General features: G+C 50.8%; 22 protein-coding genes. 2 read left to right on the top strand and 20 right to left on the bottom strand.

Annotated features, from left to right (window positions below; all coding sequences use genetic code 11):
- Positions 1 to 1,027: 1,027 nt before the first annotated feature.
- From rppB to H6F94_RS04210, 6 genes are all read right to left on the bottom strand, one after another.
- Positions 1,028 to 2,401 (bottom strand): two-component system sensor histidine kinase RppB, encoded by a 1,374-nt coding sequence (gene rppB / locus H6F94_RS04185; protein WP_190800984.1) that lies wholly within the window; start codon positions 2,399 to 2,401, stop codon positions 1,028 to 1,030.
- Positions 2,388 to 3,116, bottom strand: coding sequence for a two-component system response regulator RppA (rppA, locus tag H6F94_RS04190; RefSeq protein ID WP_190800985.1), 729 nt, complete (start codon positions 3,114 to 3,116; stop codon positions 2,388 to 2,390). The genes rppB and rppA overlap by 14 nt, the downstream gene beginning before the upstream one ends.
- An 84-nt stretch (positions 3,117 to 3,200) precedes the next feature.
- Positions 3,201 to 3,710 (bottom strand): hypothetical protein, encoded by a 510-nt coding sequence (locus H6F94_RS04195; protein WP_242040993.1) that lies wholly within the window; start codon positions 3,708 to 3,710, stop codon positions 3,201 to 3,203.
- Between the two features lie 39 nt (positions 3,711 to 3,749).
- On the bottom strand, positions 3,750 to 6,866 hold the full coding sequence (locus H6F94_RS04200; RefSeq protein ID WP_190800986.1) for an efflux RND transporter permease subunit: 3,117 nt from the start codon (positions 6,864 to 6,866) through the stop codon (positions 3,750 to 3,752).
- 6 nt (positions 6,867 to 6,872) lie between these two features.
- The gene (locus H6F94_RS04205) at positions 6,873 to 8,381 is read right to left on the bottom strand and encodes an efflux RND transporter periplasmic adaptor subunit (RefSeq protein ID WP_190800987.1); all 1,509 of its coding nucleotides are present in this window, start codon (positions 8,379 to 8,381) and stop codon (positions 6,873 to 6,875) included.
- Positions 8,382 to 8,871: 490 nt separating this feature from the next.
- Entirely contained in the window at positions 8,872 to 9,015 is a 144-nt protein-coding gene (locus H6F94_RS04210; protein WP_190800988.1) for a TolC family protein, read from the bottom strand.
- A gap of 670 nt (positions 9,016 to 9,685) precedes the next feature.
- On the opposite strand from H6F94_RS04210, the gene H6F94_RS33465 reads away from it, so the two are divergent.
- Together H6F94_RS33465 and H6F94_RS04220 are read left to right on the top strand one after the other, a co-directional pair.
- Entirely contained in the window at positions 9,686 to 9,781 is a 96-nt protein-coding gene (locus H6F94_RS33465; RefSeq protein WP_190800989.1) for a helix-turn-helix transcriptional regulator, read from the top strand.
- A 72-nt stretch (positions 9,782 to 9,853) separates the two neighbouring features.
- Complete coding sequence (locus H6F94_RS04220) at positions 9,854 to 10,225, top strand: DUF4158 domain-containing protein (protein ID WP_190800990.1); 372 nt, start codon at positions 9,854 to 9,856, stop codon at positions 10,223 to 10,225.
- A gap of 384 nt (positions 10,226 to 10,609) precedes the next feature.
- On the opposite strand, the gene H6F94_RS04225 is transcribed toward H6F94_RS04220, so the two are convergent.
- The 14 genes from H6F94_RS04225 to H6F94_RS04290 all read right to left on the bottom strand — a co-directional run.
- Positions 10,610 to 10,957 carry a nuclear transport factor 2 family protein gene (locus H6F94_RS04225; RefSeq protein WP_190800991.1) on the bottom strand — a complete coding sequence of 116 codons (348 nt, stop codon included), beginning with the start codon at positions 10,955 to 10,957 and terminating at the stop codon, positions 10,610 to 10,612.
- Between the two features lie 245 nt (positions 10,958 to 11,202).
- Complete coding sequence (locus H6F94_RS04230) at positions 11,203 to 12,171, bottom strand: zinc-dependent alcohol dehydrogenase family protein (protein ID WP_190800992.1); 969 nt, start codon at positions 12,169 to 12,171, stop codon at positions 11,203 to 11,205.
- A 107-nt stretch (positions 12,172 to 12,278) separates the two neighbouring features.
- The gene (locus H6F94_RS04235) at positions 12,279 to 12,680 is read right to left on the bottom strand and encodes a RidA family protein (protein ID WP_190800993.1); all 402 of its coding nucleotides are present in this window, start codon (positions 12,678 to 12,680) and stop codon (positions 12,279 to 12,281) included.
- 380 nt (positions 12,681 to 13,060) lie between these two features.
- Positions 13,061 to 13,246, bottom strand: coding sequence for a CPBP family glutamic-type intramembrane protease (locus tag H6F94_RS04240; protein ID WP_396426416.1), 186 nt, complete (start codon positions 13,244 to 13,246; stop codon positions 13,061 to 13,063).
- A gap of 140 nt (positions 13,247 to 13,386) precedes the next feature.
- On the bottom strand, positions 13,387 to 14,106 hold the full coding sequence (locus H6F94_RS04245) for an SDR family oxidoreductase (protein ID WP_190800995.1): 720 nt from the start codon (positions 14,104 to 14,106) through the stop codon (positions 13,387 to 13,389).
- Positions 14,107 to 14,108: 2 nt separating this feature from the next.
- Positions 14,109 to 14,276: a hypothetical protein gene (locus H6F94_RS04250; protein ID WP_190800996.1), complete on the bottom strand. Its 168-nt coding sequence runs from the start codon at positions 14,274 to 14,276 to the stop codon at positions 14,109 to 14,111.
- Between the two features lie 36 nt (positions 14,277 to 14,312).
- Positions 14,313 to 14,507: an SDR family oxidoreductase gene (locus H6F94_RS04255; RefSeq protein WP_190800997.1), complete on the bottom strand. Its 195-nt coding sequence runs from the start codon at positions 14,505 to 14,507 to the stop codon at positions 14,313 to 14,315.
- Between the two features lie 48 nt (positions 14,508 to 14,555).
- Positions 14,556 to 14,840 (bottom strand): SDR family oxidoreductase, encoded by a 285-nt coding sequence (locus H6F94_RS04260; protein WP_242040994.1) that lies wholly within the window; start codon positions 14,838 to 14,840, stop codon positions 14,556 to 14,558.
- The gene (locus H6F94_RS04265; RefSeq protein WP_190800998.1) at positions 14,837 to 15,520 is read right to left on the bottom strand and encodes a type 1 glutamine amidotransferase domain-containing protein; all 684 of its coding nucleotides are present in this window, start codon (positions 15,518 to 15,520) and stop codon (positions 14,837 to 14,839) included. The genes H6F94_RS04260 and H6F94_RS04265 overlap by 4 nt, the downstream gene beginning before the upstream one ends.
- Positions 15,521 to 15,652: 132 nt before the next feature.
- Positions 15,653 to 15,946 carry an SDR family oxidoreductase gene (locus H6F94_RS04270; protein ID WP_199320205.1) on the bottom strand — a complete coding sequence of 98 codons (294 nt, stop codon included), beginning with the start codon at positions 15,944 to 15,946 and terminating at the stop codon, positions 15,653 to 15,655.
- A gap of 74 nt (positions 15,947 to 16,020) precedes the next feature.
- The gene (locus tag H6F94_RS04275) at positions 16,021 to 16,788 is read right to left on the bottom strand and encodes an SDR family oxidoreductase (RefSeq protein ID WP_242040995.1); all 768 of its coding nucleotides are present in this window, start codon (positions 16,786 to 16,788) and stop codon (positions 16,021 to 16,023) included.
- A gap of 204 nt (positions 16,789 to 16,992) precedes the next feature.
- Entirely contained in the window at positions 16,993 to 17,349 is a 357-nt protein-coding gene (locus H6F94_RS04280) for an AraC family transcriptional regulator (protein ID WP_190800999.1), read from the bottom strand.
- A 101-nt stretch (positions 17,350 to 17,450) separates the two neighbouring features.
- Entirely contained in the window at positions 17,451 to 17,951 is a 501-nt protein-coding gene (locus H6F94_RS04285; protein WP_313949218.1) for a DsbA family protein, read from the bottom strand.
- Between the two features lie 275 nt (positions 17,952 to 18,226).
- On the bottom strand, positions 18,227 to 18,807 hold a 581-nt coding region (locus H6F94_RS04290; protein ID WP_190801000.1), incomplete at its 5' end, for a response regulator.

The following is an 18,807-nucleotide window of genomic DNA, read 5'->3' on the forward strand; positions in this document are numbered from 1 at the left end:
GTTTCAGCCAGGGCACCTGAGAGCATTCGACGCACAGGGCTAAACTGCTGCTCGACCATGACCAGGCCAGCCAAAAACGTGTGTCATAGCGAACAAGTGGGCAATGTCTCAGCCGCAGCGACCGGTATAGGAGGTAGTTTGGCCTCAGCTGCAGGATGAGTTTAGAGCCGACCTGCGTGAGCAGAATGCTCAGATTCAGGCCTTGCTTGAGCTTAGCCGGAGCCATGAGCGCCGTTTGCAGAACCTAGAGCGGAGTTAGGGCTGATAAATCTGCCGACGAGTGAAAAGAGGGGAAGAGCATCAGCTGAGATCTGACTCCAACCGAGCGAGGCTTTAGTCGAAGGGGAATTACCTGAATAGGCAGCAGCCATCCGGTTAGCTTGAGCAGTTTTACAGCGCACGCGCCTGTAGAAATGCTCAAAGGCTTATTTTCAGGCGCTGGATTCAGAGTGAGTAGAACCAAGTAGTGTAGAGCCGTAGCTCAAGAAGACTCTTTAGAGCAACCAAGCTCACACCTCGGCTTGCTGCATCGAGTTCTGGGGCACAGAAGGTTAAATACTAAAACAAATACCGCCCACCTCGTTAAAGGTGAGCAGTATAGAAGGTTGGCGCTTTATCTAGAGTATAAAAAAAGCCTGGTCTCATCTTAATTTCATTTTTGAGGTTTAGAGTTAATAGTGAAGTGAATTGAACTACCAATCATGAGAAATCTACCAACTGCTGCTCTAAAGACTACCACGTTGTTTGTGTCACTAAGTCTGTCACTCGCTGTAAGCACGACTCCTGCTTGGTCTGAAGGCTTCCAATCAATTCAACAAATAAATTCGCAACCTGAGGGAATGAAAGAAACCTCTAGGCAAAGGGGTACTAGGTCTCAGCAGCACATGCAGACAGCAGGCAAGGCAGCAATCGTTAAGCAAATGGGAGCTAACACAACCTCATCAGTGAACACTAATTCATCTGCTTCGGCTTCCGTGCGGCATATGCAAACAGCAGGCAAGGCAGCAATCGTCAAGTAGCTTGAGAGTTAACTTTCCTCCTCTATAGAGGAGGAAAGTTTTTTTATGTTTGTTGAAGGAATGTGAATGATGAAGGTGCTGCCCTGCCCAAATTGGCTATAGACCTGTATATTTCCATGATGTGCCTGAGCAATGGCGTGAGCGATGGCTAGTCCTAGGCCAAATCCCCCGGCAGAACGTGAACGACTATCATCTACCCGATAAAATCGGTCGAAGATCCGAGATTGGTTTTCAGGGGGAATACCAATGCCTGTATCTTCTACTCGAACCTCCGCGTAATGATCTGCATAGCCCAAGAAGACGGTAACTTGTCCTCCGGCAGGGGTGTACTTAATAGCATTGGAAATTAAATTAGAAACTAGCCGATAGAGCTGTTCAGAGTTTCCTCGCACGTACAGTGGCTTTTGTGCTGATGCGTTTGTGTCTAGCTTGACCTCTGCTGCAATGGCTATAGCCGCTAGCTCCTCAATCAGATCGCTGACAATTTCATTCAGACAACAGGGTAGTCGCTGCATCGTTTGCCCTTGCTGATCGATACGCGAAAGGAGTAGCAGGTCCCTAACGAGTTGAGACAGCCGCTCATGTTGGCTGCCAATAGTTTGTAGGATAGGCCGAGCTTTCTCTTCCGGCAGGTGTTTTGCTCTCAGCGCAGTCTCAACGGTCGCCTGAGCAGATGCTAAAGGAGTCCGCAGTTCATGGGCTGCATCTGCTGTGAATTGTCGCATCTGTTGATATGACTGGTAGACGGGACGTACTGCTAGCCCTCCTAGCCACCAGCTTGCAGCCCCAATTAAGAACAATGTCGCTGGCAGCCCCAGTAGCAGAATTAGTCTTAGGGAGTTAAGACGATCGTCGAAATCTTCGAGCGAACGTCCTACTTCCAAGTGCCCCCAAGGAAGATTAGTTTGGGTGTGTAGAGATAGAGAAACTTGGTGATAACGCTCGCCTTTGCGGTCTTGCAGCGTCTGCCAAGGTTTCTTTTGAGGTAGGGTGAGCCACTGCTCAGGCTGAGGTCCAGCGAAGGCAACCATCTGTTCTGAACTATTCAGCAGGCGCACATAGTAGTTGCCTTGCTGCAATGCTCCTAAAACGTGACGTTCCTTACCCAAATTTGCTTGGCAACCTGTTTCAGACCAACAGAGATTGGGTATGAGTTGCAAAGCAGCTGGCTCCAGTTGTCCGGGCCGCTTTAGAGTGGGTTCAAGGCTGTCATGTAGAGTTCCTGCTACTGTTTCCAGCTCTCGGTCTAAAGCTTGCCACTGAGCTTGAGTCAGGGCTTGGTAAACCCCAATGCTGAACAGGCTCAGGATGGCCCCCATCACTCCGGCATACCAGGCTGCCAGTCTCCACCGAGTAGCAACAAAAAGCTTATTTTGATTCATGCTCTGGTGGAGGCTCTGCACAAACACTGGTATTGAGGCGATAGCCCACGCCGTACAGAGTCTCAATCAGACGCTCACAATCTACCTCTGCCAGCTTGCGGCGTAGCAAACGAACTTGAGCAGCTACTACATTACTAACAGGCTCCGACCCGACTTCCCAGAGACGGCTGACAATTTGCTCTCGAGTAATTACTTGGTTGGGGTGCTGCATGAAATACTCCAAAAGCTGAAACTCCTTGTTGAGGAGAGCAATCAACTGTCTTTCGCCGGAGGGAGAGCAGTAGTAAGCCATTCGAGATCCGTAATCTAGCAAGAGGTTGCCCACCTGAAGCTGCTGCGGTTGAAACTGGGGCGACCGCCGCTGGAGCGCCCGCAACCGCGCCAGCAATTCCTCCATCCGAAAAGGCTTTACCAGGTAATCATCCGCTCCCGCATCCAGCCCAGCAACCTTATCCTCCAAGCCATCCCTTGCTGTCAGGAGCAAAACTGGTAAGGAGTTACGCTGTGCCCGCAAACGCTTGCATAGCTCTAACCCGGACAAGCCAGGCAGCAACCAGTCGAAGATGGCCAATGTGTATTGGGTCCACTGGCTTTCTAGATAGGCCCAGGCTTCACTGCCATCTAGCACCCAATCAACCACATAGGCTTCTTCGTTTAGGGTTTGCTTGATAGCGGAACCCAGAACTGACTCATCTTCGACCAGTAGAAGTCTCATGCAAACTTGCCATACAACCGTCTAGGAATTGACCCGAACTCTTAATAAAAAATTAGAAGCTCTAAGCGACCAGACGTGGAAAATTTATCGATTAAAGGTGAAGCGGCCATTGACCTTTTCACCATTGATATCAGTCAAAATGGCAACTTTGTACTCTCCAGAAGCCTGCTCAGGAAGCAGCACAGCATAGTGCTTACCCTCAGCGTCGTAAGTGAGATCTAGCGCTTTCTGAGTGCCATCAGGTAGCTGAACTTGAGCGCTTACTTTCGCCCCAGGTATTGCTTCGTGATTGTCGCCTTTTTGCAAGAAGAAATCGATATGAGTTCCATTGGCTTCTTTCTCCGTCACCAGCTCTAAGTGATAGGGACCTGACTCTACCACCTGCCCCCCGGCTTGAGGTTCTGCATTGTGGCCGGACTGATTAGTTGTGGTTGCACTACTAGCTTGCGGTGCAGAGTCAGCAGTTTCTGTGGCGGCGGGCACCGTGGAGTTTTCTCCTGCGTCAGCTGTAGGTTTCTCACTGCCACAAGCTCCCAATAAAATCAACCCTGCGCTGCTTAGAGTAAGCAATCCTGACTTAATTTGTTTCAGCATCTTGCCTTCCTTGTCAACAACAACTCTACTAACCAACCTTTAGAAACTCAACCCTGCTGCCGTTTCAGAATGAGGCTCAGAACGGTTTTGTTTAGGAATTAAGATCTTGCCAAAAAGGGTGTACAAAGCAGGCAGCACCAGCAGGGTCAAGGCTGTGGACGTGAATAACCCTCCTAGAACGACGACGGCTAAAGGTTGCAGAATTTCCTTGCCAGCACCCCCGGCAAAAACTAGAGGCGCTAAGCCCAAAGCTGAGGTGAAAGCGGTCATGAGGATGGCGTTGAGTCGCTCCATCGAGCCAGAAACGAGCACCTCTTTCAGAGGTACGCCAGCCGCAAATTTAGTGTTGTAATTGTCAACTAGTAGCAGGCCATTGCGAGTAGCAACCCCAAACAAGGTGATGAAGCCTACTAAGGAGGCCACTGAAATGACGCCACCCGTTAGAGCCACGGCGATGACTCCACCCACCAAAGCTAAAGGCAAATTAATCATAATCATTGCCGTAGAAGCAATGGACTTGACCGTTAGGTACATCAAGACGCTGATCACCACAAAAGCAATGGCACTGAAAACTAAGATGTTCTGCGTGGCTCGTTGCTCAGACTCAAATTGGCCACCGTACTGAATGAAATAACCAGGGGGCAACTGCACGCCCTGCGCTTTGTCCCGAATGTCATCCACAATAGAGCGCAAGTCTCTGCCAGCAGCGTTAGCAGACACCACGATTAAGCGGGAGACATTCTCCCGATTGATCGTATTGGGACCCGTCCCGTATTTAATTTGGGCAACTTGCGCTAGGGGAATTTTTTGGCCCGTTGGCGTGTCAACTAGCAAGTTTCGAATTGTATCTAGACTACGACGAGCATCTTCCTCCAACCACACAACCAGATCGAAGGTTTGTTGCTCCTCTAAAACTTGAGAGACCACTCGCCCATTCAGCGCTGTTTCAACAATCTCAGATAGTTCTCCTATGGTTAGTCCGTAGCGAGCGGCAGCAACACGTTCGAATTGGATTTGGATCTGCCGTACCGGAACTTGGGGTTCGAGTTGCAGATCGACAACTCCCTCTACAGTTCTCATCAGGTCCTCAACTTGAACCCCAAGCTTGCGCAGTTGCTCTAAGTCAGGGCCAAAAATCTTGACAGCAATCGCAGACCGAACTCCTGATAACACCTCATCCAAACGATGGGAAATAAAGCCACCAATATTGGCTGCTACGCCTGGAAGTTTGTCAAACTCTTGCCGCAATTTTTCAATGCTGCCTTTGCGATCCTTAACCCCTTGCTCACTGAGCTCGACGTCCAATTCCCCAAAGTTGACACCCCCCACATCGCTATCACCCGGTGCACGTCCGGAGCGCAGAGCAATGGCCTCAAACCGAGGGTCATTCTTTAGGGCATCTTGAATAGCAAGGCCCGCCTGGTTAGTCGTTTCTAGGGAAGTTCCAGGATAGAGGTTGACCGCGTTAATGAGAGAACGCTCTTGAAACTCAGGCAGAAACACCCGTCCTAAAGAAGGTGCGATTACTACTGCTGCGACTAAACTTGCACTAGCTACGGCCAAAATCAGCTTAGAGCGACGCATAGAAAAGCTTAAAACTGGATGGTAGAGCCGCTTAAAGAAGCGAGCGATCCAGGGCTCTCGGTCTGGCAGGTGACCGTAAGGCAGTAGGATGGCGCACAACGCGGGAGTAATCGTGAGGGCTGTCAGACTAGAAGCTAGAACCGCAACCAAATAAGCAATGCCCATTGGCGTAAAGATGCGACCTTCAACCCCTGCCAGCGCAAAGATTGGGGAGAAGACAACCACCGTAATCAAAGTGGCCCCAAAGAGAGAGTCGCGCACCTCTTTGCAACCTGCCAAGACGACCTGCAACGGTGGCACCGGATTACCCGCGAGTCTGTTTTCACGCAGACTACGGTAGACGTTTTCCGCGTCCACAATGGCATCATCAACCGCAGAACCAATCGCCACTGCTAAGCCACCCAAGGTCATCGTGTTGAGTCCCTGACCCAACCAGTTGAGCGCCAGTACCCCCAATAGCAATGACAATGGCAGGGCGGTCAAACTCACGACGAGCGTGCGCCAATTCATCAGAAAAGGAATCAGAATGGCAGCCACGATGAAACTGCCTTCAACTAGAGCCTCTCGGACATTCGCAATCGAAGCCTCAATAAAGTCTTCTTGCCGGAAGGTTACGCTCACTTTGACATCTTTGGGCAGGCTAGCCTTCAGCTCAGTCATAGCGGTCTCGATGGCACGAGTCACCGTGGGTGTATCAGCTAGGGGCTGCTTATTCACCACCACCAAAATGGCCTTTTGGCCGTTCAGGCTGGCGTCCCCTCGCTTAAGCGCCGCCCCAACTTGCACCTTGGCGATATCCCCCAGTCGGATCGGCGTGCCATTACGGGCAGTAATCACGGATTGTTCAAGTTCTTCAATCGAGCCAATCCGCCCAATCCCCCGAATCAACAGTTCTTGGTCGGGGCTAGTCAAATAACCGCCAGGTGCGTTGGCGTTGGCGGCGGCGCTTGCCTCGGTCACGGCTTTTAGAGAGACATCAAAGGCTTTGAGCTTTTGAGGGTCAACTAGCACTTGATACTGGCGGACATCCCCACCGAACACCACTACCTGGCTCACTCCCGGCACGGCCAAAAGACGGTTAGTGACCTGCCAATCGACGATGCGCCGCATCTCCATGAGAGAAGTGGCTTCAGAGGTGAAGGCGTACTTAATGACAGTGCCAATAGGGGAGCTGATGGGAGAAATTTGCGGCGTTTCCGCGCCTGCCGGCAGCTTGGTTTGAGCTTGCTGCAAGCGCTCTGTTACTAACTGGCGAGCCTGGTAGATGTCAGTTCCCCAGTTAAAAATGACCCGCACAACCGAAATACTGGGCGCTGAGGCAGAGCGCACAGTTTGGACGCCGGGTGTGCCATTAATCGCGCTCTCAAGCGGTAACGTGACCAAAGACTCTACTTCCTCAGGCGCTAAGCCAGGAGCTTCGGTTTGAATCTCCACCTGAGGGGGAGCAAAGCTTGGGAAGACATCCACCGGCATTTGCGTCGCGACTTGAAAGCTCCAGAGCGCGACCAAAATGCCCCCAAGCACCACCAGCCAACGTCGGGCGATGGACCACTTAATAAGCGTGTTGAGCATGGGCGTTTAACTGTCGTGGGGTCGCTGCGGCTCGTTAGGCTCTTCCCCCCAGCCAGCAGGCTGATGAGGATGACCCTGAGTGTGATAAGAACCGGCGTACTCCGGGTCTCGCAGAAGCACCATTTGAGGCTTAGTCCGTCGGCCTGCCCAGAAACCGCCTGCGGCAATGGCTCCCCCAATTGGCAAAGCGACCCACCAGGGAATCTGAGTACTGCTCGTCTGCTTGTCCGACTTGGCAGAAGCAGCCTCTTTCGCCTCTCCTTCAGCTTCTGATACAGGACGTCCAGTGCGCAGAGACTGGGCGTAGAGCTGAGGTGCTCGCTGAGTAACCACTTGGTCGCCTTCGAACAAGCCCTCAGTCACCTCTACTCGTTCCCCCGAGGTCTGCCCCAGGGCGACATCGACCGCTTGATAGGCGTTGCCGTTCTGGACATAGACAGTAGGATGACCGCCTGCCTCCACGACCGCACTTGTCGGAATGGTCAGCACTGCCTTAGAAGTTTGCTGAGTCAAAATCTCTAGCTCAGCAAATGTGCCAGGTTTAAGCAAACCATTGGCGTTCTCTAATTCCGCTCGCACCGGCACCACACGGGTTTCGCCTTCCACTGCTGCACCAATTTGCGCAATCCGCCCACTGAAGGTTTTGCCTGGCGCACTAGCGACAGTGAGACGGACTTGCTGGCCCCGTACCACTTGTCCTAGATCTTTTTCATAAATGCTGGCAGTTGCCCAGACGCGGCTGCCATTGAGAATGGTCATTAACGGTTCGCCTGCTTCTTCCGCCGATTCTCCTAAGGAGAACTCTCGGTCTGAAACAACCCCAGTGATAGGCGCGGTAATTGTCACTAGTCCTTCGCTGTTAGCCCTTGCTTTGAGCTGTTTCAAGCGAGCTTCATAGGCGGAACTGCTCAGACGGATTCGGGATTGGGCCACTTTAATCTCGGCTTGCGTACGTCGGAGTTCTGTCTCAGCTTCCAAAAGATGACGACGGGAAATGGCTCCCTCCGCTTGCAACTCTCGGTCCCGGTCGTAGTTTTCCTGGGCGAGCTTCAGATCCGCCTGGGCTCGTTGGAGATCCGCCTCAGCTTCCACCCGTTTTTGGATAGCTTCAACCCGCAGTTCCTCTAATTCGGGACTCGATAGAACTGCTACCGCCTGCCCCGCTTTTACTGTGTCCCCTGGCGCAACCAGAAGCCGAACCACCGTTCCCTTAATGGGGGTCGTGACTTCAACCGTTTGGTTAGGCAGGGCTTCAATTTGTCCTGTAGTCTTCATACCAACCGCAAGCCGCTGCCGTCTCACCGGCTCCACTTTCAGCCCCAGCCGTCTTGCCGTTTCTGCATCAACTCGGATATCTCTAGACGCTTGGTTTGCCTTGGCTCCGCCCTGAAACTCATTGCCATGTCCAACGTGGGCTAAAGCTGCACCTGGGTTAATCAGGAGCGATAGGCTCAACAGCGTTCCGGATAGACGCTGTACGCGTGGGGTGAACCTAAAGTGGGCAGGGGAAATCATGACTGGGGCTCCTTGAGGACATGGGGGATTTGATCTGGCCCAGAGCTTTGGGGAAGATAACAAGTGAGTGCCCAGCGCCGACTGTACTGGTTTAACAGGGCTGAAGCGCAACCATTCACCGAGACTTACATACAAATGTGAAATGCATATGAAACAGCTTGATTTGGCCCCGCCAGATTGATGGTGAGGCTCAATTCTGAACTCTGTAATCTGCAGGCAGTCATGGGGGATCAATCCCTAAATGTGCTTGCACGGAGTTCTTGCTTGTTCATCTCCACATCGAGTATTGAGCTGCCCTCCACGCTCCGCTTGATTACTCTAGGAGTTATGGCAAACGACAAACATAGTGACGGCAGCTAGGCTTAACAGTATTGAGCAGTAGCCACACAGAGCAGCAGTCCACTAGACACCATTACAACCTGCCATTCATTTCTCATGACTGCCTCTGTGTTCCTTCCAAAGCGATAGCACGCTCTAAAGCAGCTAAGGCTCAGTTGTAGTTCAAAATGGCTCTGCTGAGGTCCCCTTCTGCTTGTGTTAGTTCATCTTCTGCACTAATCACATCCAGTTGGGTATCTTCCCCTGCTTGAAAACGCAAACGTACGCTTTGCAAACCTCCTTGAGCCTGACTCATTCCCCTGTTTGTTCTAGCCTCTGAGCATCTCGGAGACTGATCTCCGCATTACGCGTAGCAGATTCTGCGATCCGTAGAAAACAAACTGATAGAGAGGGGAGCAGCAACCCCAGAACGCTTTGTCTTGAGCTGAATACAGGATTCTCAGGAAGAATTGAGCAATGGAATAAACCCTGTCCCCAACGGCAGTTGAGAGCTACATCAAAGAAAGTCTGAGGCCAAATAGTAAATGTCTACATGGCCCTGCTTCGATAGTCCCTTTAAGTCTTCTCTAAAGGCGCGAGGTAGATACCCATTGACCGTAATTCTAACGTCACATATGGGGCTCGGTTGACCGCTGTACACACCGAATGGTAGGTGGGCCAAGCGGAAGAACCGTTGCTCTCAAATCTAATTGAGGATTTGACAAACAAGGCTTATCGAGAGTAGACATAGGTGAACAACATACCGATTGAGACACCGGGCGAGGGCAACGGATGACCAGCAACGGGCGTAAACTGATGGACCAGTGGCTGGAATAATCTCCAACTTAAACTCCTAAATAGGCTGTAAAGTTAAGAGTTCCGGGAGAAAAATGGCAAAAAATGAAGAATAGCTATTGACTCTATAGCGAGCTAAAGGGTTTATAGTAATCTCACTTCTTCAGAAGACTTTGCTAACGAGTTAGGAATTGACCGGATTAACGCAGGAACAGTTTGGGCTTCAGGTTGGGGTATCCTACGAAACCATTAGCCAGTGGGAGAACGGGAGGATGCAACCCTCCTAACTGGCACTCAAGCAGTTAGACCAATTTGTCCCAGATACAAACAATAGTGGGACAGTTTGATGAGCTTACTCCATGCCTGTTCAGTTTCTCTCTGACTCAGATCATGCTCGCTTAAATTGCTTTCCACAGGAGATCACACAAGCCGATTTAGACTGCTTCTTTTGGTTATCTCCAGACGATTACCGTGCCATTTTAGGACGACGTGGCGACCATAATCGGCTAGGGGTTGACCTGTTTTTGTGCTGCTTACGCTATCTGGGTTTCTTTCCAGAACAGTTATCACAGCTTCCTCGCTCTGTTGTGCGGCTTCAAGTCCGCGCTGCCGGACAGCGACGAAAGAACTCGCGTTACCTCGGCGAGGAACTGTTCGAGCCGCGCTCCATTCGTGTCCACCTCCGCGGCTATGAGAGACTCCCTGCGAAACTCACGGAGCAATTGCAGTAACGCGATTAGTTTTGGCCCTAGAGGAAACTCACACCATGGCGAGTACTGCTACCGCAATGTACTCAGGCTATCCGCCCTAGTGCCCCAACGCGTCTAGAGGACGCAACGCTCCTGGTCATCGGGGAGTTCGAGGTCGATCAGGTGTCGGCAGCGATTAGAAATAAACTGTAAAAATCAAGATTTGAACGTTCAGACAGACGTTTTTAGTCAAGACTTTTCCGGCCTCATTCTTCGCACAGAAAAAACGAAGTGAAACCGTAGTGAAAGCGAAAAATCACTGTTTACAACAAATCTTGGTTATTATTCGCCGGACATTTTATTTTGCAAGAATACATCCTGACGTTTGCAGATTATTTACGCCGCGCTGCTGGTTTCATCCTTGACCTAGGTTTTGATGACGAAAGCCTTTAATTCGACCATCTTGTCGCCGCGAAAGCGCCAGACATCGCAGTACGAGTAATGAGCCGTCTTCCCGTCTTCGTCCTTCAGTGTGATGTCGCCGAGTGCCGTGACGAAATCACCCTCAGCGATTAAGTTAGTGACCGTAAACTTTGGCGGCTCTATGTATGTCTCTGCCATATATTGGCGAACGGCTTCTTTTCCATTAAGGGTCTTGTCTCCTACAAACGTCCATTTCGTGTCGTCGGTGCAGAACGACAAGAATCCTTCATAGTTGCCTGCAGCGTTCGCCGCATTTGCCGCTTCTAAGATGGCTTTGTTTTTCTCTGACATCTGAATTTCTCCTCTATTCAAGTGGATGCTTTAACGGAACGGCCTCTCTACCAGCGCATTCTTCTCCTCAGCGTAGTCGGCGAACGCCCGGCATCACCCGCCGCTAGCAACCTTTCGTACTCAACTAACTATCTTTATACGGTTGGCGTGCAACGGGGTTGTTATGCGAGTTGCAATCAATGTTGACCTTCAGCACACAATCAAACTCTAATTCGTTTAGCAGTTACCAACGCCGTAAAGCTGGTCTAATTTTCTGTAAACTTCAGCACGATTTTGCCCCGTGTTCCTCCCTGCTCTAGACGCTGATGTGCCAGAACAACCTGATCCCAAGACAATACTGAATCAATCACTGGGCGAAGCTGATGACGCTCGATGAGTTTTGTCAAAGCCTCTAATTTTGCTCGGTACTGGGGTGACAAAACAAAATGAATCGTCAGGTTCTTGCCCCATGCTTTAAGGAGCGATTGCGGAGTTGCAATGTCTACAATGCTGACGAGCCTACCGAAGGGGCGAATGATTTCTAGACTACGCTGAATTGTTTCTCCGCCGATCGTATCTAGAACTAAATCTACACCCAGTCCATTTGTTTCTTGACGAATGACTTCTACGTAATCTTCATTTTTGTAATCAATCACCCGATCTGCGCCCAGTTCTGTCACAAAATCTCGGTTTCTAGAACTACACGTTGCAAAAACGTATGCCCCTATTGCTTTGGCGAGTTGAATTGCGATCGAACCCACTCCACCCGCACCCGCATGGATGAGAACTGTTTCACCAACTTGTAGATTGCCCCTAGTTACTAGACAATCCCAAGCCGTTCCGCCTGCAAGCGGCAAAGAAGCTGCTTCAATGTGCGATAGATTTGTAGGCTTTAATGCAACAATCGCTGCATCAGCCACATGATACTGAGCGTAGCTACCGAATTCTCCAAAAACTTGCGGCGAGTAATACACGTTGTCTCCCACCTTGAAGTCGGTTACGGCTTCGCCAACTGCTTCAATCACCCCTGAAACATCAACTCCAATGATGGCGGGTAATCGAACCAGTTCCTTGTAATCACCACGACGAGTTTGGTAATCGACCGGGTTAATCGAGGTTGCACAAACTCTGACTAACACCTGATTCGCCTTCAGTGTTGGTATGGGAACCGTTTGAATCTCAAACTTCTCAGCCTCACCAAACGCAGTTAATACGGCTGCTTTCATAGATTCCATCTGTGCCAACTCTCCTTGATTCAGAATAAACAGTGACGGGATTTCGATACCACTCAGCGGAGGTAACTCCCTAACTTCGCACTAACCCGTTGCCGCTTGTGCAAAACTCACGGAACAATTGCAGTAACACGAATTTCAATCCGCATTTTTGGAAGTGCAAGAGCCGCGACTCCTACCTCTGTCCAAATTGGGGCATGGTTGGGCATGTAATGACGAAATAGCTTGACCATCACCTCATTAACTTCTGGGGGCAACCCACCAACATGGTAAGAATTGACATGGACAACATGCTCCCAGTCCGCCCCGGCAGTTGCCAAGGTTCGCTCTATGTTCCGAAACGCTTGAGCGATCTCGTCCGCAAGCAATTCGGGAATTTGCAGATTGTCGTCCCACCCGCCTTGGCCTGATGTCTCCACTCGATTGCCAATTTTTACCGCTTGCGAGAAATGCAATTTATTCAGCATGTATTCGCCATAACCGGGGGTGACAAAAAACTCGGGCTTATTCATGGTGTTTCTCCATTCAGTACGATTGTCGATAGTGGCTTCTAAATCCTTAGTTTTGACACTAGAGGGAACTCACACTATGGCGAGTACTGCTGCCGCAATATCCACTTTGTATTCAAGCTATCTGCCCTAGTGCCCCAATGCGTCTAGAAAACGCAGCAGATCTCCCCCGGCTTTGGAGGCTGCCCATGTACGGGTTGTCCGCAGACACTGAGGACCAGCACCATTGCCCCAATCATTAGCAAGCTTCGGACGTGAGCAGGGTTCTCCTCCTAGCGGAGGCTGTTGGACCCGCGTCGTGCGTGGGTAGGTCAAGATCTCGTGGGTGATTAGAAGAAACGTGAGACATGTTGATTTGCTCCTTTAATCTGGTTGCTGATAGTTCAGCCCATGCCAGCGAGCACCATTATCGGGATCGTGGGCAGGTTGAAGACGACATGAACGACGACAGCGGGCCAGACCGAGCCACTGCGGCGCAGCAGCTCGGCCCCGACAAGACCCATTACCACGGCTGCGGGAAATACGATGTTGATGCCGTGACCGAGGGCGAAGATCAACATGCTGCCCACGACCCCGTTATAAGAAATCGCTTTCTCGTTAGATCAACGTCGGACAACACCTCGTCGGCGGTTGACTTTGCACCAAATTTTTCAGGCAGGTCGTATCTTTCCGCTAATTGTGAGTGAAAGAGTGTTGAAATCTTTACCTCTCAGTCGAGGCGATCATCGGCATTTCTCAGAACAAAGTCCGTCGACAAGCCGCCGCCGCAGCCGAGTCTAATGGTCAATTCACTAATCCCCTCGCTGATCGCCATTCCTCCACCGGTCAGCTCCAAGATCAACCGGTTAAGGCCAGGAGTTCGCAAAAGCTCCACGATGGTCGTAGCGACATCGTCGCGGGCGACTTCGGTGTGAACCTTAGCAAGGCCCAGATCAACCTGTCCCGTCCCGGGCTCGTTTGTCAGTGCGGACGGGCGCACGATCAACCAGTCGAGGTCGGTCAGCACCAGTTGGGTCTCAGCCTTCTTCTTCTCAACCATATAGTGTTCGAACGACGCATCCATGCGCCGCTCGCGCCATGCCTCGGGAAAGACCGAGACGAGGACGAAGCGACGCACCCCGGCGCGTTCCGCTGCGGCGGCCAGCTTTCCCGGCCCGTCGCCGTCGACGCGGGTCGTCGCCTCATCGCTCTCCTTGCCGCCCGCGCCCGCGCTGAACACGATCGCATTGCAACCGCGCATGGTTGCAGCCAGTTCGTCGATCGACATGGACACAAGGTCGCCCTGCACCGTCTGAATTCCGCCCAAGGCGAGCGCCTCCGCCTGCTCCGGTCGCCGCACGAGACCGATGGGTTCGTCGCCCGCCTCGGCAAGTTGTTCCGCCACTCGGCGACCGATGCCGCCAGCGATGCCGATGATGAAGACCTTCATAGCTACTCTCCGGCGTAGTGATCGCGGGCAATCAGGTGCTGAGCGGTCGGGGCCGACGAGGCCGGATTCTGTCCGGTGATCAGCGGTTCGCCACGCCCGCGATCAATTGGCGGAAAGTTCAGCTCCTTGAGCCTACCGCATGCTGTTTTGGCTGCATAAGCGTGAATCATGCTTGTTTCCCTCTTGAGTGTATTCAGACTGAATTCTCACTCCAGTTGTGAGAAAACTTTCTTGGTAGCGGTAAAGCCGCCATCAATTTTGAGACTCGTACCTGTAACAAAAGCAGTTTCAGAACTAGCAAGATCAGAGACTATGCCAGCCACCTCGTCACCCTGTCCGTAGCGACCGAGGGCAATCATCTTGATCATGGCTGCGGCAACGTCTCCATCTGCGGGATTCATATCGGTGTCGATCGCGACTTGGTCGCAACGTGTCGCACTGCCGATCGACTACTGCGCTACATACCCACCATCTACCATCAATGTTTCACCTGTTGTGAACGATGCCAGGTCAGATGATAAAAACAGAACTGCATTTGCAACTTCAAGCGGTGTTCCAATTCGTCCGATCGGGTGAAGTCCTGACATGTAAGCTTTGACTTCATCCTGCCCACCTGCCGCTGCTTCAAACATATCTGTTTCGATTACCGCTGGTGCAACGGCATTGATGCGAATACCCGCTTTGGCATATTGGAGCGCAGCAGCTTTTGTTAAGCCTACTACCGCGCAGATCAAACAGAGCGAAGCAACTTCAGTAACTCTTCCGCTGCGGGTTCCGAAGATGCCGGATTCTGTCCGGTCACGAGCCTCCCGTCCACTTGGACATAGGGAACCCAGTTGGCGGTTTTACTGTAGATGCTACCCCGTTCCTTTAGCTGGTCTTCCAACAAGAAAGGTACGACCGTGGTCAAGCCCACCGCTTCTTCTTCTGCATTCGTGAACCCGGTCACGCGCTTGCCTTCGACCAGATACTCGCCATCCTTTCCGCGCACATTGACCAACGCAGCCGGCGCGTGACACACTGCACCAACTGGCTTGTCGGACTTCACGAAGGCTTCGATCAGTGCGATGGATGTCGCGTTGTCGGGCATGTCCCACATCGGGCCATGTCCGCCGGGGTAGAAAACTGCGTCGAAATCGTCTGCGGACACGTCGGCTAGCTTTTTCGTGTTGGCAAGTTCAGTCTGCGCTGCAGTGTCTGTGCGGAAGCGCTTCGTTAATTCGGTCTGGTTTTCGGGTAGATCGCTTTTCGGATCGAGCGGCGGCTGACCGCCCTTCGGTGAGGCCACCGTGATCGCTGCTCCCGCATCCTTCAGCACGTAATAGGGAGCAGCAAACTCTTCCAGCCAGAAACCAGTTTTCTTTCCGGTATCGCCAAGTTGGTCATGAGACGTGAGAACAATGAGAATCTTCATAGCAAACCTCCTTTTTAAGAACTCAAACACGAACCTTCTCGCTGCATAACACCTGATTCACCTTCAGTATTGGTGTGAGAACATATCGGTGTCGATCGCGACTTGGATGCAACGTTTCGCACTGTTGATCGACTACTGCGCTACAAACCCACCGTCTACCATCAATGTTTCACCTGTTATGAGCGACGATGATTTGTCAGCGTCTGGACCTGCGAGGAAGCAAACGGTTGCCGCCACCTCCTCTAGGGTTGCAATCCGGCGGATGGCTTGAAGATCCATGATCGCTTCCGGCAGCTTGTCGGCTACGGCCGCTGCCATGTCCGTTGGCATGATGCCTGGCTGCACGACGTTTACAGTGATGTTGCGTGGGACCAGATCACGCTGGACACCTTTCGCATACCCTACGATCGCCGCCTTGGTGCCCATAGCAGATACTTTCGTACATTGCTTCAGATGAAAATTTAGTGCTGAGCCAAAGTCGGTTCATGAGTCGTTGTGAATTACAGTTCTTGAGCGGTTGGGCGAATCAAGATTTCGTTTACATCCACTTCTTTGGGTTGCTCGATCGCATAACGGATAGCTTGGGCGATCGCCTCTGGCTGAATTGCCATTTCATAGAGAGCATTTATATTTTTGGCAGCCTCCGGATCGGTGATCGAATTGGTAAGTTCTGTGGCAACGGCTCCAGGAGAAATAATCGTGCTGCGAATATGCGCTCCAACTTCTTGACGCAAGCCTTCTGAAATGGCACGAACGGCAAACTTTGTGCTGCAATAAACCGCTGAACCGGGATAGACTTTGTGTCCTGCAACAGAAGCAATGTTAATGATGTGTCCGCTTTGCGCTTTTTGCATGTGCGGCAAAACGGCGGCAATTCCGTATAGTACGCCTTTGATGTTGATATCGATTGTGCGTTCCCATTCGTCTACTTTTAGCTGCTCCAGACGAGACACCGGCATGATGCCAGCATTGTTGATCAACACATCAATTTTGCCGTATTGCTCTAGCGTGCTTTTTGCTAAGGCTTCAACCTGGTTACGCTGGGTCACATCGACGGTTTGATAGGTTGCGGTGCCGCCTGCGCTTTCAATCTCTGCCACAAGTTTCTCAAGTCGATCGTCTCGTCGGGCTGCCAGCATCAACTTTGCGCCGTGTTCTGCTAGTAGTTTGGCGGTTGCTTCTCCAATGCCACTGCTTGCTCCTGTAATGATGATGCTTTTTCCGGATATCTGGCTCATAGTTACAATTCCCTCTACAGTAGTCGTCATGATGTACTCCGTTGCGTGTATCACTGCTAAATCAGCAACTTATTTACCAATCACCACCAACCCCAGAAGGTACCGCCACCCCCGATACTTACCCCACCGGGCAGCTTCCACGTAAGTCGCGTCTTTCACTTCCGTTCCGATTCTCTGATGTCCTTTGATTACTTGAAACTTCATCTTTGTCTCCTTGACTCGTGCGCGATCGAGTTAGCGAATCTGTTTTGGAGTCATTCCAGTGATTCGCTTAAGCTGTTGGGTCAGATGACTTTGACTGGAGAAACCAACTTGTAAAGCAATGTCGGCGATCGCCAAATCTGTTTTCGACAGCATCAATTTTGCTCGTTCCACCCGCTGTTGAATTACGTACTGGTGTGGAGAAACCTCGATCGCTTGTTTGAATGCAGTGGCAAAGTAAGTCGGGCTAAGATTCAGAGTTTCTGCAAGTTCAGCCAGTGACAAGTCTCGATCGAGGTGAGTCTGAATATAGTCGAGTACTTGTTGCAATTGGGTGCGCGTTAAACCTTTGTACTTGAATTCAGTAGTTGACGTTGTAGTTGTTAGCATGGTTCAAAAATTGGCAATTTGTTCAACAAAACAGGCAAAAGCTAGCGATCGCGCATTTGATCACTTACTAGCACTACAAACAAGTCAGATATGAATGGAGCTTAGTGACTTGCAGCGACAATGGCTGCCTTCAACTCTGTTATTGTCCAACGTCCGGCATACCGAATGTTATTGATAAATAGGGCTGGAGTATTGGTCACTCCACTGCGTATTCCACTTTCGATATCTTGATTAATGCGATCGATATGCACCTGTTTAGGTAAATCTTTGAGAAACTGAGGAATATCAAGCCCTAAATCGTTGGCGTACTCGACAAGATAACAATTTTCCAAGTTTTGTTGATGGGCCAATAAAGTATCACTCATGAACCAAAACTGTCCTTGGACAGCGGCAGCTTCGGCAGCTTGGGCGGCTCGTTGAGCATGAGGATGAATCTGCGCTTGCGAAAAATGACGTAAGATAAAGCATAAATAATCCTCGCTCAAAGAAGCACTAAGCTCTCGTTTGATCCCTTTAATCATCTTGTAAACGTCCGCACTTCTAGGGCATTGATAGTCTCCATACATCACCAGCACGACCTTGGAACTCAGAATACCTTGAATTCAATCTTGGGTTGAAGGTGGTACAAGTAAAGGCCTGTGGCTACGATCGTCGCTCATCTTTTTACATCTGTATCAAGCATAGAACCGTGCAATTTACTTGCTCGATCCATTTGCATGACTGCTTGCATAAATTCAATATAGGTGGTCGCCTTCAAGCTGTCGCCTATAGCAAGTTAACTCTTTTACAGTACAAATTGATAGAGTAACCGTGCCATCACAAAGCAGAAGGCTGACTATAACTTAAGTTAGAATCCGAATTCGATCGAAAGTACACCCTACAAATTCACAATGCCGCGTTTAACAGCAACAATCACAGCTTGAGTGCGATCGCTGACATCTAACTTGTTCAAAATTCGATTGACATGAGATTTGACAGTGCCTTCACCGATACTCAAAGCAGTCGCAATATCAGCATTACTCATCCCCTGTGCGAGTGAACGAAGTACCGCCAGTTCTCGTTCACTCAGTTCTGGATTGCTGAGCCGCTGTACTAACTTTGCTCCCACATCGGGCGGAATGTACTTCTGACCCCGATGAACGGTACGAATCGCATTCAGAAGCTCGTCAGGTTCAGTTTCTTTCAATAGGTATCCTTTTGCGCCTGCCTGCAATCCCCGATAGATATCTTCGTCGCTATCATACGTAGTCAGTACAATAATCCGAGCCGATTTAGCAGCAGCACAAATTGCACCGATGGCGGCAACTCCTTCTACTTCAGGCATTCGCAAATCCATGAGTGTAACATCCGGTTGGTGTTCCCCAAATAGAGCGATCGCTTGTTCCCCATTTTCGGCTTGGGCAATCACCTGCATCTCTGGGTCACGGTTAATAATTGTGGCTAATCCTTGCCGAAAAA

It is taken from the genome of Leptolyngbya sp. FACHB-261, from assembly GCF_014696065.1.
In the GTDB taxonomy this organism is placed as follows: Bacteria; Cyanobacteriota; Cyanobacteriia; order FACHB-261; family FACHB-261; genus FACHB-261.

What these genes read in the sequence shown, in the direction of transcription:
- rppB (WP_190800984.1), bottom strand. Translation starts at nt 2,401, where the DNA reads ATGAATCAAAATAAGCTTTTTGTTGCTACTCGGTGGAGACTGGCAGCC.
- rppA (WP_190800985.1), bottom strand. Translation starts at nt 3,116, where the DNA reads ATGAGACTTCTACTGGTCGAAGATGAGTCAGTTCTGGGTTCCGCTATC.
- H6F94_RS04195 (WP_242040993.1), bottom strand. Translation starts at nt 3,710, where the DNA reads ATGCTGAAACAAATTAAGTCAGGATTGCTTACTCTAAGCAGCGCAGGG.
- H6F94_RS04200 (WP_190800986.1), bottom strand. Translation starts at nt 6,866, where the DNA reads ATGCTCAACACGCTTATTAAGTGGTCCATCGCCCGACGTTGGCTGGTG.
- H6F94_RS04205 (WP_190800987.1), bottom strand. Translation starts at nt 8,381, where the DNA reads ATGATTTCCCCTGCCCACTTTAGGTTCACCCCACGCGTACAGCGTCTA.
- H6F94_RS04210 (WP_190800988.1), bottom strand. Translation starts at nt 9,015, where the DNA reads ATGAGTCAGGCTCAAGGAGGTTTGCAAAGCGTACGTTTGCGTTTTCAA.
- H6F94_RS04220 (WP_190800990.1), top strand. Translation starts at nt 9,854, where the DNA reads ATGCCTGTTCAGTTTCTCTCTGACTCAGATCATGCTCGCTTAAATTGC.
- H6F94_RS04225 (WP_190800991.1), bottom strand. Translation starts at nt 10,957, where the DNA reads ATGTCAGAGAAAAACAAAGCCATCTTAGAAGCGGCAAATGCGGCGAAC.
- H6F94_RS04230 (WP_190800992.1), bottom strand. Translation starts at nt 12,171, where the DNA reads ATGGAATCTATGAAAGCAGCCGTATTAACTGCGTTTGGTGAGGCTGAG.
- H6F94_RS04235 (WP_190800993.1), bottom strand. Translation starts at nt 12,680, where the DNA reads ATGAATAAGCCCGAGTTTTTTGTCACCCCCGGTTATGGCGAATACATG.
- H6F94_RS04245 (WP_190800995.1), bottom strand. Translation starts at nt 14,106, where the DNA reads ATGAAGGTCTTCATCATCGGCATCGCTGGCGGCATCGGTCGCCGAGTG.
- H6F94_RS04250 (WP_190800996.1), bottom strand. Translation starts at nt 14,276, where the DNA reads ATGATTCACGCTTATGCAGCCAAAACAGCATGCGGTAGGCTCAAGGAG.
- H6F94_RS04255 (WP_190800997.1), bottom strand. Translation starts at nt 14,507, where the DNA reads ATGAATCCCGCAGATGGAGACGTTGCCGCAGCCATGATCAAGATGATT.
- H6F94_RS04265 (WP_190800998.1), bottom strand. Translation starts at nt 15,520, where the DNA reads ATGAAGATTCTCATTGTTCTCACGTCTCATGACCAACTTGGCGATACC.
- H6F94_RS04270 (WP_199320205.1), bottom strand. Translation starts at nt 15,946, where the DNA reads ATGGGCACCAAGGCGGCGATCGTAGGGTATGCGAAAGGTGTCCAGCGT.
- H6F94_RS04275 (WP_242040995.1), bottom strand. Translation starts at nt 16,788, where the DNA reads ATGACGACTACTGTAGAGGGAATTGTAACTATGAGCCAGATATCCGGA.
- H6F94_RS04280 (WP_190800999.1), bottom strand. Translation starts at nt 17,349, where the DNA reads ATGCTAACAACTACAACGTCAACTACTGAATTCAAGTACAAAGGTTTA.